Annotated in this window: 14 protein-coding genes; 5 read left to right on the forward strand and 9 right to left on the reverse strand. The window is 36.0% G+C overall.

Annotation, left to right across the window (positions count from 1 at the left end; translation table 11 throughout):
• Nucleotides 1-59: 59 nt before the first annotated feature.
• From AC0NJG_RS25240 to AC0NJG_RS25280, 9 genes are all read right to left on the reverse strand, one after another.
• Nucleotides 60-287, reverse strand: coding sequence for a sulfurtransferase TusA family protein (locus tag AC0NJG_RS25240; RefSeq protein WP_001101368.1), 228 nt, complete (start codon nt 285-287; stop codon nt 60-62).
• A 24-nt stretch (nt 288-311) separates the two neighbouring features.
• The gene (locus AC0NJG_RS25245; RefSeq protein WP_074602655.1) at nt 312-539 is read right to left on the reverse strand and encodes a sulfurtransferase TusA family protein; all 228 of its coding nucleotides are present in this window, start codon (nt 537-539) and stop codon (nt 312-314) included.
• A gap of 38 nt (nt 540-577) precedes the next feature.
• Nucleotides 578-1708: an MBL fold metallo-hydrolase gene (locus tag AC0NJG_RS25250; protein ID WP_474063578.1), complete on the reverse strand. Its 1131-nt coding sequence runs from the start codon at nt 1706-1708 to the stop codon at nt 578-580.
• 38 nt (nt 1709-1746) lie between these two features.
• On the reverse strand, nt 1747-2307 hold the full coding sequence (locus AC0NJG_RS25255) for a sulfurtransferase TusA family protein (RefSeq protein ID WP_474063579.1): 561 nt from the start codon (nt 2305-2307) through the stop codon (nt 1747-1749).
• A gap of 88 nt (nt 2308-2395) precedes the next feature.
• Nucleotides 2396-2659, reverse strand: a complete 264-nt coding sequence (locus AC0NJG_RS25260; RefSeq protein ID WP_000456206.1) for a metal-sensitive transcriptional regulator — start codon at nt 2657-2659, stop codon at nt 2396-2398.
• 185 nt (nt 2660-2844) lie between these two features.
• A complete protein-coding gene (gene cdr / locus AC0NJG_RS25265) occupies nt 2845-4509 on the reverse strand; it encodes a CoA-disulfide reductase (protein ID WP_474063580.1) in 1665 nt (554 codons plus the stop codon).
• 146 nt (nt 4510-4655) lie between these two features.
• A complete protein-coding gene (locus AC0NJG_RS25270; protein ID WP_087951423.1) occupies nt 4656-5933 on the reverse strand; it encodes a neutral/alkaline non-lysosomal ceramidase N-terminal domain-containing protein in 1278 nt (425 codons plus the stop codon).
• A gap of 108 nt (nt 5934-6041) precedes the next feature.
• Nucleotides 6042-7460: a stage V sporulation protein SpoVR gene (gene spoVR / locus AC0NJG_RS25275; protein ID WP_048554287.1), complete on the reverse strand. Its 1419-nt coding sequence runs from the start codon at nt 7458-7460 to the stop codon at nt 6042-6044.
• Nucleotides 7461-7574: 114 nt separating this feature from the next.
• The gene (locus tag AC0NJG_RS25280) at nt 7575-8135 is read right to left on the reverse strand and encodes a nitroreductase family protein (protein WP_048554289.1); all 561 of its coding nucleotides are present in this window, start codon (nt 8133-8135) and stop codon (nt 7575-7577) included.
• Nucleotides 8136-8368: 233 nt separating this feature from the next.
• On the opposite strand from AC0NJG_RS25280, the gene AC0NJG_RS25285 reads away from it, so the two are divergent.
• The 5 genes from AC0NJG_RS25285 (at nt 8369) to AC0NJG_RS25305 (ending at nt 13356) form a co-directional block, all read left to right on the forward strand.
• Nucleotides 8369-8965 (forward strand): hypothetical protein, encoded by a 597-nt coding sequence (locus tag AC0NJG_RS25285; protein ID WP_474063581.1) that lies wholly within the window; start codon nt 8369-8371, stop codon nt 8963-8965.
• 126 nt (nt 8966-9091) lie between these two features.
• The gene (gerYA, locus tag AC0NJG_RS25290) at nt 9092-10597 is read left to right on the forward strand and encodes a spore germination protein GerYA (RefSeq protein WP_474063582.1); all 1506 of its coding nucleotides are present in this window, start codon (nt 9092-9094) and stop codon (nt 10595-10597) included.
• Nucleotides 10594-11676, forward strand: coding sequence for a spore germination protein GerYC (gerYC, locus tag AC0NJG_RS25295; protein WP_087995268.1), 1083 nt, complete (start codon nt 10594-10596; stop codon nt 11674-11676). Before gerYA ends, gerYC begins: the two co-directional genes overlap by 4 nt.
• Before the next feature lie 12 nt (nt 11677-11688).
• On the forward strand, nt 11689-12798 hold the full coding sequence (locus AC0NJG_RS25300) for a GerAB/ArcD/ProY family transporter (RefSeq protein ID WP_087951419.1): 1110 nt from the start codon (nt 11689-11691) through the stop codon (nt 12796-12798).
• A 45-nt stretch (nt 12799-12843) separates the two neighbouring features.
• Nucleotides 12844-13356, forward strand: a complete 513-nt coding sequence (locus AC0NJG_RS25305; RefSeq protein WP_087951418.1) for a PCYCGC domain-containing protein — start codon at nt 12844-12846, stop codon at nt 13354-13356.
• The last annotated feature ends 46 nt before the right edge of the window (nt 13357-13402 follow it).

Consider the following 13402-nt stretch of genomic DNA (forward strand, 5'->3'; position numbering starts at 1 on the left):
TATCCTCTTTACTTTCAATAATAAGCAGATGATTTGCTCCTCCGCCTATTATTGAAATGCTATGCTTTCTTGATCCAGAACTTTAATTCACCATCTTCTTCCGTGTGTTTTAACACTTCATGACCGCCTGTTTGTGACCATGCTGGAATATCTTTAATCGCACCTTTATCTGTTGTGTGTACTTCTAGCACTTCTCCTGATTGTAATGCTTCCATTGCCTTCTTTGTTTTTACAATTGGCATTGGACACGCTAATCCTTTTACATCTAATACTTGCTTTACATTCATCTCATATACCTCCTGTTTTTATAATTAAGCTTTCTTAATCCAGAACTTTAATTCGCCATCTTCTTCTGTATGCTTTAACACTTCATGACCACCTTTTTGTGACCATGCTGGAATATCTTTAATCGCACCTTTATCTGTTACGTGTACTTCTAATACTTCCCCCGATTGTAATGCTTCCATTGCCTTCTTCGTTCTTACAATCGGCATTGGACATGCTAATCCTTTCGCATCTAATACTTCTTTCACTTTCATCTTATATACCTCCTGTTTTTATTTCATTTGAAGCCAAATTAATTATGAACTGCACAACGATTGGGACCAATCTCCATTTCACGCTCTTCATCCACACTCGGATGGATTTTACCCATATTCGTTTGACGAATTTCTTCGTAAGCATTCGGCTGAGGTGGTAAATTCTCCGTTACAACTTTACGAAACTCTCCCTCATCCTCAATGTTGAGTCCTGCATTATACGCAAATAAATCGTTTAACTTTGCGCTCACAACACCATTCTCATCCATTTCACTTATTTTTGAATAATGAGCTGGTAACACGATTAATTGTTGAGATAGTACTTTATATCGGTTATATAGAGTTTCTCGTAAATCACTCACCCAATCTTCAGCCTTTCCAGCAAGATCTGGACGCCCGATTGAATCAACAAATAAAATATCACCTGATAATAAATAGGAATCATCTACAATAAATGATGTACTTCCAATCGTATGCCCCGGTGAGTATAATGCATCAATTTCAATTTTAGTACCCCCCACCGTAATGATAGATCCTTCAACGAGCGGCTTATATGAGAAAACAACTTCCTCCGCATCTTTTGGCGGTAACCAATACGTACCACCTACTTTTTCAGCTAACTTACGTCCACCCGAAATATGGTCTGCATGTAAATGTGTATCCATTACATTCGTAATCATAACGCCATGCTCTTTCGCAAACTCTTCATATGCTTCAACTGTTCTGACTGCATCAATAACTGCTGCTTCACCATTTGAAACGACCATATAAGATAAACAACCTTTTCCAAGGCGATTAAATTGATATATACTTCCTCCGCCCTGTACATCTCCTACTTTTAGCGGCTTCACATATTCACTCCAAGCTTTCATACCGCCAGCTAAATAATAAATATTTTCTAATCCGGCCTCTGTTAATTGCTCTGCCACAAATATAGAAGATCCTTCTTTTGCACATACTACTAAAACATCTTTACCCTTAGGTAATTCACTTACAATATGATCTACACCATCTAGCAAATCAAAATACGGTTTATTTATAGATGAGATTTGTTTACCTTCAATTTTCCAATCTTCATAATCCGTCTCATTACGAACATCTAAAATAAACAACTCTCCGAATAAAACTTTCTCTGCAACATCTTTTGCTTGTAATGATTTAACGCTCATCTTTTTACCCCCTATGGTATATTTTTATTTAAAAAAATTTAATTCTCTCTATTTCCTTGCCACTCTACCATACCTGGAATGACATTTTTCACATTTGTATAACCTTTCTCTTTCAACATTTGGCAAGCTACATCACTACGGTTACCAGTTCGGCAAACAACATAAATTCGCTTCGTCTTATCTAACCTTGCGCTTTCTAGTTCACCTAATGGCACCGAAATAGCAGATGGAATATGACCAAAGGCGAATTCCGCCGCTTCTCGAACATCTAATACAATACACTCTTCATCACTTAATAATATCTCTTCCAACTCTGCATTCGTAATTGTATGAGGATACTTTGCTACTTCATTCACTTCATGCTCATGCGCTTTCCTAACGTAATGCATCAAAACATCGCCCTCTTGTTTCGTCCCGATATATTGATGCCCTACTTTATTCGCCCAGCTTTGTATGTCTACTGTAGACCCTTTATCTGTTGCCTTAATTTCAATCACTTGTCCTGATGCCAATCCTTCTATCGCCTTCTTCGTTTTCACAATCGGCATCGGACAAGCTAACCCTTTACAATCTAAACTCATATCCACTTTTATACTCATAGTCGATTCCTCCACAACTCATATACATATACCTGTAGGGGTATGTTAAAATGTTTTTGAAAATCTGTCAACAATTACGTTTGACAGATTATCGGCTTTTTACAAGTAATTGAACAGCTTCTTTAATTAACTCTTCATTTGAACCATTACCACTTTCAAACTGTTCACGCAAACATTGCTCTAAATTCGTTCCAACAACAAGTCCAATTGTACGATCAAGTGCAGAACGAGATGCCGTTAACTGTGTAATAACCTCTCGGCAATCTTTTCCTTCTTCCATCATACGAAGCACACCACGAACTTGCCCTTCAATACGCTTTAATCTATTTTTCATGTCTTGATTATATTCCATTGTATAATCACCTCATTACCATTATGTCACTATTTATAACCTATGACAATATATTATACCCTATAGGGTATTTTGTAAACCCCTATTTTTAATTTTCACCTTATACATTCACAAAACAGAAAGTGAAACCTTAATCTATAAGCTTTCATCTTCCACCAAATTTTGAAGTGGAAGATGAAAAAATATCAATATACAACACGTTCTGGTACTATCGTTCCATACAATTTAAAACCACCATCTACATTCTTTACCTTGTATCCTTTTTCCATTAACATGCGTGCTGCAACATACCCTCTCATACCAAGTTGACAAGTAATATATATTTCTTTATCCACTGGCACTTCATCCAAACGATCACGTAATTCATCTAAAGGAATATTAATAGAACCTTTAATCATTCCCTGTTTTAGTTCATTAGGCTCTCGAACATCAATAAGATACCCACCATTTTCAACAATACGATCTATTTCATACCATTGTACTGTATCCACAAAACCATCCACTATATTACTTGCCGCATACCCTACCATGTTTACCGGATCTTTTGCAGAAGAATAAGGCGGTGCATATGATAATTCTAAATCTGGCAAATCAATTACAGTTAAATTCGCTTTTATTGCCGTTGCGATAACATCCATACGCTTATCTACACCGTCACGCCCTAACGCCTGTGCCCCGTAAATTTTTCCGCTTTCTTTATTAAAAATTAACTTTATTAGTACTGGCGTAGCATTCGGATAATATCCAGCATGAGAATTTGCCTGCACATGAACTACCTCATAGGGTATATTTAATCGTTTTAATATTTTCTCATTTACTCCCGTCGAAGCAACTGTTAAATCGAAAACTTTAGCTACAGAAGTTCCTAGCGTACCTTTATATAAAGAATCGGTATGACCATGAATAATATCAGCTAACATGCGACCTTGACGATTAGCCGGCCACGCTAAAGGAATCATCGTTTCTGTTTCTGTAACAAAATCTTTTACTTCAATCGCATCACCAATTGCATATACATGTGGATCCGATGTTTGAAATTTCTCATTTACTTTTATCGTCCCTCTAACTCCTAGTGCTAATCCTGCATCCTTCGCTAAACTACTCTCTGGTTGTACACCAATTGCTAAAATAATCATATCTGTCTCTATAATTGAACCACTTTTTAAACGTACAACAGTCCCGCTCTCTTCTAATGCATCTACACCATCTTCAAAAACAAGCTCAACATCGTGATTTTTCATATGTTCATGCACATATGCTGCCATTTCATAATCGATTGGTGGCATCACTTGATTCGCCATCTCTACAAGAGTAACCTCAATCCCGCGTTCTCTTAAATTCTCAACCATTTCCACTCCAATAAATCCGCCACCAATAACCGTCGCATGACGTGGTTTCTTCTCATCAATATACGCTTTAATACGATCTGTATCAGGTACATTTCGTAACGTAAACAACGCCTTCGCTTCTTCAATGCCCGGAATAGGTGGAACAATTGGTTTCGCCCCTGGTGAAAGAATTAACACATCATATTCCTCGTTATATGTTTCATTTGTCGTTACATTCTTTATCGTAATTGTTTTCTCTTCTTTATTAATCTTTACCACTTCACTCAATACACGTATATCTAAATTAAAACGCTTAGACATCTGTTCAACAGTTTGTACTAATAATTTTTGTCTTTCTATAATTACGCCGCCAATATAGTATGGCAATCCACAGTTTGCAAATGAAATATATTCACCGCGCTCCACCATAATAATTTCATCTTCTTCACTTAAACGACGAAGTCTTGCAGCTACTGATGCTCCGCCGGCAACTCCACCTACTACAACTATTTTTCTAGACATATTTCAAACCTCCATACTATTTATTATTTAATTCCCTCATATATCATACATATAAAACCTATACCTGTATGGGTATATGATAAATTATAAAAAATTGAATTTCAATTAATATGTCTTTCTTTCACAAATTTGAAACAAAAAAGAACTTAGATCTCTCTAAGTTCTTTTACGTATAGTTCTATAGCTTTCTGTACGATTACATCTGCTGTATTTTCCTCCGGTGGCATCAATAAATTTGTAACCGGCCCATACACAACAGGGCTTAATTCCACTTCATAACCACCATATGAAATTTCTTCCTTTGTCGGCAAGTAACCAATATATCCGTTCATATATCCACCAAAGAAAGCCAATTCATTTTGAAGATTCTCTTTCACTTCTAATGCCGTTTCCGAAAAAGGTTCCATCGGTATACCTGAAAACATACCATCATTCACTTGAAACAGTTGCACTTCTAAATCAATAGTTAAATGCCGAATACCTTGCTTATATTTCTCTAAAACTATAGTAAGCCATTCATCCGTATTCACGCCCCACTGCTTCTCAGCTAACCAAGCCATGCTTCGTATCTCATCAATTTCAGGGATATTCTTCAACTTCATTTGCACCATACTCGAAATCGTTCTTACATTTACAATTGGGCTATATGTAACTGTCGGTAACATCGTTAATACATGTCCACTAAGCGTGTAAGCCATTTGTGTTAATGCTTCCTTAGAACCTCGATACTTCGCATTCACATTACCAGCAGCACCTTGAACAATCATAACAGGACAGTTTACGATCTTCTCAAGAATCTCTCTTGTCATCCCCGGATAGTCTGCTGATAATGCATCACTATCACCTTTTAAAACATTCGGATGGGCCGTACAAAATACTATAATCCCAGTTAATTCCTTCGTTTCAGCATCTTTTATTGCTAACATACCAATTCGTTTATCTACAACACCCTCTATATTTGTTCCCATCTTCGCTCTTCCATCAGATGTTCTCTCTCTTCGGTTTACTCCAATATCACCTGTCGTAACACCCCAGCCAACTTCACATCGCTTCAAGTTGTTATTCGCAGTAACAGCACCTTGCACCACATTATTTACTAAAATCGTTTTATACGACCTTACTAAAGGTTGCTCACCAACAGTTTCTGGACCAGAATGTGTATGTGTATAAACAACTGTTATTCGCTCAAATGGAACATGAAGCCTACTTGCTACTCGCTCACGAATCATATTCGTATCTTCTACTAACATTCCAATATTATCAATACTTATAAACACAGTTTTCATTTCATCTTTTTCAAATACAAAAACCGTCCCATAAATACGCTCTTCAACATTATTTATTCCTGTCTCTCTATGGTATCCAACAAAATCAATGCCAACAGGCGGCGTAATATCCACCTTGCATACCCCTACTTTGCTCATTTGAATCGCTCCATTTCTCTATGTAACTCCCTTTTTTCAAGAATAGCATATTTGACTTTGTTCCAAATAAAAAAAGAACGAACATAGCATTCTATGTCCGTTCTTCCTTCACACATACTTCCGATGCACCATCTTCCCATCATAAGAAAACACAACGCCCTTACTCTCTACAATTGACTCCATATGCACTGTTCTTCCCCACAGCTGATGAAGATATGGTAATACCTTTTCTAAGTATTTTAAATCGAGCTCGATTCCTTCGTAACTATGTTTAATGTATAATTCTCCGTTCTTTAAGTAGTCTCCATCTTCTACTACTAAGTACGGGAAACCACCATTTGTACGCATATTTACGAGTTGATCACGCACATGTTCCCACTCTTTATCTATTACTTTATATTCTTTTCCTTGGCGCTGGAATAAGTACATATCTTCTCTCATTACGAGATCTTTATTTAAGTAGTTTCTTAAGAACGATACGTCCCATTCGATTTCGCGTACTTCAAAGATTTTGTCTCGACCAGATCCTGGTTTGACGCCTCGTCGCTTCATTTCTTCTGTCGGGTTGTTGTAACGTTCTTCAATATCTTCAAACATTTTAATACCGAGGTAGTATGGATTAATACTTGTTTTGGATGGCTGTACAACCCCTGCATTTAATTTCGCAAATTCAATTGCTTCATCAGATGTTAAGTCCATTTCGCGAAGTATGCGTTGATGCCAGTATGATGCCCAGCCTTCATTCATGATTTTTGTTTCAAGCTGCGGCCAGAAATACAGCATTTCTTCTCGCATCATCGTTAATATGTCTCGCTGCCAATCTTCTAGCTCACGGCTATATTCTTCAATAAAGAGAAGTAAATCTTTTTCTGGTTGTGGTGGGATTTTCTTCTTTTTACGCACATTGGAGCGTTCCTGTTTTTTATTTCGATTATCTAAATTCCATAAATCATCGTATTGCGATACCTTTTTCTTTTCTACTTCTTCCTCTTCTAAATCATCAATACTCCACGCAAGTTTTGGACGCATAAGCGACGGATCAATATGCTCTTGAATAGCAAGTACGGCATCTAAAAATGTTTCTACCTCTTCTTTTCCGTACTTATGCTCATACGCTTTCACCCGTTCAGCTGTTGCTGACATACTTTCTACCATATCCCGCTTCGTATTTGAAAAACGAATATTATTTTTAAAGAAATCACAGTGTGCTAACACGTGCGCTACAATTAATTTATTTTGAATTAACGAGTTCGTATCTAATAAAAAGGCATAACATGGATCAGAGTTAATAACGAGTTCGTATATTTTACTAAGTCCTAAATCGTATTGTAATTTCATTCTGAAAAACTGTTTTCCAAAACTCCAATGTGAAAACCGCGTCGGCATCCCATATGCACCAAATGTATAAATAATTTCCGCTGGACATATTTCATAACGCATCGGATAAAAATCAAGCCCAAATCCAGTCGCAATTTCCGTAATTTCCGCAATCGCATATTGCAGTGCTTTATCGTCACTTGCTCTCATTATTTTCCCTCCTTACACTTTCCCTTAAGAAAGTGTATGATTGAGAACAAGCTTTCATGAGGATTGATTGCATAATAAAAAGACACCCCCGTAAAAACGAGAATGTCTCATCTATTAATCCTCAATAATCTCCATCTTCTCCGTAATCGGCGCTCGCGCTTTTCCTTCTGGTGCTTTATCGAAATAGCCAAGGTGCAGAATTCCAACGATGCGTTGACCTCTAGTTAAACCAAGTCCTTCTATAAATAATGGATTGTAGTTTAATCCACCTGACTTCCAAACACAACCTAAACCGCGTTCCCAAGCGAGAAGTTGGAAGTTTTGCATAAATGCACACGTTGCAGCGTAATCTTCGTCACGCTGAATTTGACGTGGGTCTTCATTTATATATACAACGATTTGTGCTGGCGTGCTTAAGAAACGATCAGATAAAATTTTCCCACGTTTCGCTCTTTCTTCTTCTGTGAAAGAGTTTAATACTGCGTCTACTAATTTCTTGCGACCTTCTCCAATGTATAATTTACAATTCCATGGCTCACGGTGTTTATGATTCGGTGCCCATGTTGCGTCGTTTAATAGTTCAATTAATAACTCTTTTTCTACTGCTTTATCTGTAAATGTACGAACAGAACGTCTTTCTTTAATCACATTTGCGATGGAAGTATATGTAGTCATATTTTTCTCTCCCTTATTTTTTATCTATATGTATACGTTTATTATTGATATTGATTTTCAATTTCGATTATAACCTAGTTTTTTACTATTAATCAATGTTTTATGTTGGAAAACCTGTAAAAACTTCTTTTTCTACTGTGAATAAAAAAACTTAGCTTCTTCACAAGTTTTTCACATTTTATGGAAATGATATGTGTAAAGTTTTCCACATTATCCATCTAGGAGGAGTTTATATGTACAAAAAAATCGCAGTAAGTATGTCTATGGCAACATTATTATTCGGTGCAACCGTCTTCCCTACTTTCGCCGCTACGCCAAAAGAAGTAACATTGCATCATCATAAGCCAATTTCAGAAGAAGAAATGCAGTCGCTCGAAAAACTCGGCTATAACAAACATGAAATTTGGAAAGCTGCCCACATTGCAAGAATGAGCAAAACAGAAATAAAAGACGTTTTAGCTTACTATAAGCAAAATAAATCTTGGGAGAAAACAGCCCAGCATTTCGGGGTAGATCCAAGTAAGTTGAAAAAGCATCATATGAATAAAGAAACGAAAAAGGCACTACTGCAAGAATTAGCAAATATGCAAAAATCTACACCAGACGGGCTAAAACAAAAAATGAAAGAATATAATATCGGATTACGTCAGCTCACGGTATTAACAATCATCTCTCAAAAAAGTAATACTCCCCTTGATGATGTGCTAAAAATGAAAAAAGACGGAATGGATATTAAACAAATTGCAGAAAAATTAAATGTAAAAAAAGAAGATATACGAGCAGAAATGATTAAATTAGTAAAGTCTATTAAGGAAAAGAAAACAAATTAATACGCCAAAAAGGAAGAGTTTTTCAATACTCTTCCTTTTCTTTATGAACTTTCAATTTTCAAGTATAAATTCCCGTCTTTCCCAAAAACTAACACAAGTAAATGATATATGTCAGGGGGTGTGAAAATGTTTCGTTTATTATCTAAAAAGAAAAAACAAACCATCTGTTCTATTCCAGAGTTTATCCATACTATGAAAGAATCAAGTGACTTTTCTTCTTATAACATTATAGAAGATGGCACATTATGTTTGTTTTATTATAAATCGACAGTAGAATCACTTATTATTAAACGATTCATTTTAGCACCTATAAAAGATAAATTGGACGAGATTCAACATATTGATGATATTTTAAATATTGTATCTATTGAAGACATCATCATCTCCCCTTCCATTGATGATATTCGCGAAAAATTATTAGGTGGGTATGTGTTATTACAGCTAAAAAAAGATTCAGAACAAGCAGCGTATGCACTCCTACGCGCTGAAAGTACAGTTTTAGGAACTCGTTTAGTAAATGACACGGAAAATGAATATAGCGTTATCGGTCCTAAAGTTGGTTTTGTTGAAAATGTTGATATAAATATACATTTATTACGCCGAAATATCGTAACCGAGCAATTAATTTTTAAAGAACTTAGCGTTGGTTCTATGTCAAAAACTAAAATCGTAGTTGCTTACATCGAAGGAATTACAAATGAACAGCATATTAACACTGCAACACAACGTCTACAAGATATTGATTTTGATTACCCTTTTGATGCAACTATGATTGAACAGTTTATTAGTGATAATAGTAACTCTCCATTTCCTGTTTTACTACCTACAGAGCGTTTAGATCGCTCCGTTTATGCATTACTAAATGGAGGAGTCGTCATTTTAACAGACGGTTCACCATATGCATTAGCCGGACCAGCAACATTACTCGATTTTTTCGTCTCCCCAGAAGACTATTATTTACCATGGATGGCAGGATCATTTCTTAGATTAGTTCGCTTTTTTGGAGCAGCATTCTCTCTATTTTCATCAGCTATTTATACAGCTGTACTAACGTATCACTATCAAATGATTCCAGCAGATTTACTTGGACCAATTATTTATTCTAGAGCCAACGTACCATTTCCACCTGTTTTGGAGGCACTTTTTTTAGAAATTACAATCGAATTACTGCGCGAAGCTGGGGCGCGTTTACCGACTAAAGTCGGCCAAACGATTGGTATTGTTGGCGGAATTGTAATTGGGCAAGCATCTGTTGAGGCCGCTTTAACGAGCACCATCTTATTAATTGCTGTTGCGTTGTCTGCACTAGCTTCTTTTACAACACCGACAGTAAAAATGTCCTCTACTATCCGGATATTGCGCTTCCCTCTCATCATTTTAGCTGGAGCATTTGGAGGCGTAGGACTTATCGTCGGATTTGTATTTATACTGGCTCATTTAATTCGCTTAAAATCACTTGGATCACCTTATTTATTACCTTTATACCCATTTCGCGGGTTAGGTACAGCTGAAGGACTCCTTCGTCTTCCATTTAGTCAAACTGCAGGACGTGCTTCTTTTCTAAGACCGAAAAAGAAATGGCGCTATGATCCAAACAAGGCGAAAGAAAAACGAGATGGTGAGGAAAAATGAAAAATATTTTATTATGCTTTTTTATTATCATTTTAATTTTCCAATCTGGTTGTACAGAAGCAAATATAGTCGATACACAGCGAATGATTCACGTAGGTGGTTTCGATATAATGAAAGATAAAAATTTTCGAGGGACAATTTTATATCCCGATTACACAAAAGGAGTACAATCTAAACCTGAAACTCAATCAACTCATGCAGGTACCATTGAAACGATCTCTTCCCTTCTAAACTCCAAATCGCCACATACGATCGCTGTAGGTCAAATGCGTGCCGTCCTATTTGGAAAAGTATTTGGTGAACGTGGAATTGGAGATGTTATTAACAACTTACAACGTGATCCTAACATTGGCCGAGATGTGCAACTAGCACTTGTGGATGGTTCGGCAGAAGAATTACTTAAACATGTGAAAACAAACGGATCGCTATATGTATCTGAATTACTGGAACAAAACATAAAAAACGAGACAATCCCACGAACAGCTTTACATATTTTTTTATATAACTTCTATTCATCTGGATGCGATCCATTTCTTCCTTACATTCAAGTATCAGAAGACAAATCTGCTTCCATTAAAGGATTAGCTTTTTTAAAAAAGGATAAAGTGGCTATGTATACAGATAAGAAAAGGTCTTTTTTATTTAAATTACTCATTAATCCAACGAAAAATGGGCGTTACGAAGTTCCGATACGGAAAGGTAAAAATAAAGGGTTAATTGCTACTCAAAACTTATCCGGAAAAAGTGTATGTTCCCTTTCCCAAAACGGTGATATTCCAAGGGTTAACATACACTTAAAATTAAATGGACTCATAAAAAATGCTCCCAGTTGGCTGGATTTATCAAAGAGTAAAAATGTAACTTACGTAAAAAGACATGTAGAAAGGTTGCTTGAGAAGGATTTAAATGAATTAATAAAACAATTCCAAGAAAATGAAATCGATCCAATTGGTATACGTGAAGAAATTCGTAGTCACTCAAGAAAATGGAGCATGAAACAAATTCAGGACATGTATCCTAACGTAGATGTTGCTGTCAACGTAAAGATTAATGTCGTACAATCTGGTATCGGAGAATAGTGAGGTGCTATCATGACTGGACAAGATAAAACACATACAGTTTCTCCGTATTTCACATTCCTTTTATTACACTCTCTTCAAATTGGAGTAGGTGTACTAGGATACCAAAGGATTATTGCGAAATTTGCTGGTTATGATTCTTGGATTTCTCTTATTGTCGCTGGTATTGCAACTCATATCGTATTATTTTGCATGCTGAAAATGTTAGAAAAAGATAATGATTTAATGAATATCCATACGACATGTTTCGGAAAATGGATTGGAACATTTTTTTCCGTATGCTTTGCGGCATACCTTCTATTATTTTGCCTTACTGTTCTTCGTACATATATTGAAGTTATTCAAGTTTGGGTCTTTCCTACAATTAAACCGTGGAAATTAACTTTACTATTTTTACTTGTAGCTTATTACATAATTAGAGGTGGCTTACGTTCTGTAACAGGAATATGTTTTTGGGGCGTTATTATACCGATTTTCGTCCTATTTTTCTTAGTTTTCCCAATGAAATATGCACATGTCCGTAACATTTTCCCAATTCTCACTCATTCACCTTTAGATATTCTAACTGCAGCGAAAGCATCTGCATTAGAATTTCTTGGATTCGAAGCGATTCTTATTTTTTATCCGTTTATTAAAAAAGGAAAATCATTAAATAAATGGGCACATGGCGGCATTGCTTTTACAACGATTCTATACGTAATACTTGCCATCGTTTCCCTTATGTACTACAGCCAAGGACAACTACACCATACTATTTGGCCAACATTAACGATGCTAAAAATCATTAAAGTTCCTTTTATCCAAAGGTTTGAGTACATCATTATTTTTCTATGGTATCTTATTATTTTACCTAATCTTTGTTTAACCATTTGGTCTTCTTGTTGCATTAGTAAAAGATCTTTTCACATACCGTTTAAAATCACACTGCCATTGTTTATCGCAGCCATATTTATTTCATCCTTATTTTTTACAAACCGTGAAAGTATCAACACTTTAAATACGGTATTATCTCAAGCGGGTTTATATATTGTATATGCTTACATCCCGGTATTATTTCTATTCCATTCGCTAAGATGGCGCTTCAAAAATCAATCAAAAAAATCTTCAACCGATACACCGTAATCTCTGATACAATTTGATTAATACATTTGTAAAGGGGACAAGCGAATGAAAAAGTATGTATTTTCTTTACTTGCAGTACTAAGCTTAATTCTTGCTGGATGCGGAAGTACTGGTACAAATGACCAAAAATCTTCTGAATCAAAAAAAGAAGAACATGACCACGCATCGCACACTCAGCAAGCTGACATTCAAGAGAAAACAAAAGGAGTCAACACACTTCCTACCTTCCTAGACAAGCTTGATCCACAAATGAAAGATATCTACACTGTCGCTGGACAAAATGCAGAACTATTAGATTGGATTCCATGTTATTGCGGTTGCGGTGAAAGTGTAGGACATAAAAATAATAAAAATTGTTTTATTCGTGAAATTAAAAAGAATGGTGAAGTTGTTTGGGATTCCCATGCAACGACTTGCGTCAATTGCCTAGAAATCGCAGTTGAATCTGCTTCCATGAAACAAAAAGGAAAATCAACGCTTGAAATTCGTAACTATATCGACAATAAATATAAAGAAGGCTATGGCAAACCAACACCTACGCCAATGCCAAAAGCTTAAAAAACGAGGAAACACCTCGTTTTTTTCATTCACTTTTTTTCTTAAC

It is taken from the genome of Bacillus sp. SSR7, from assembly GCF_055902415.1.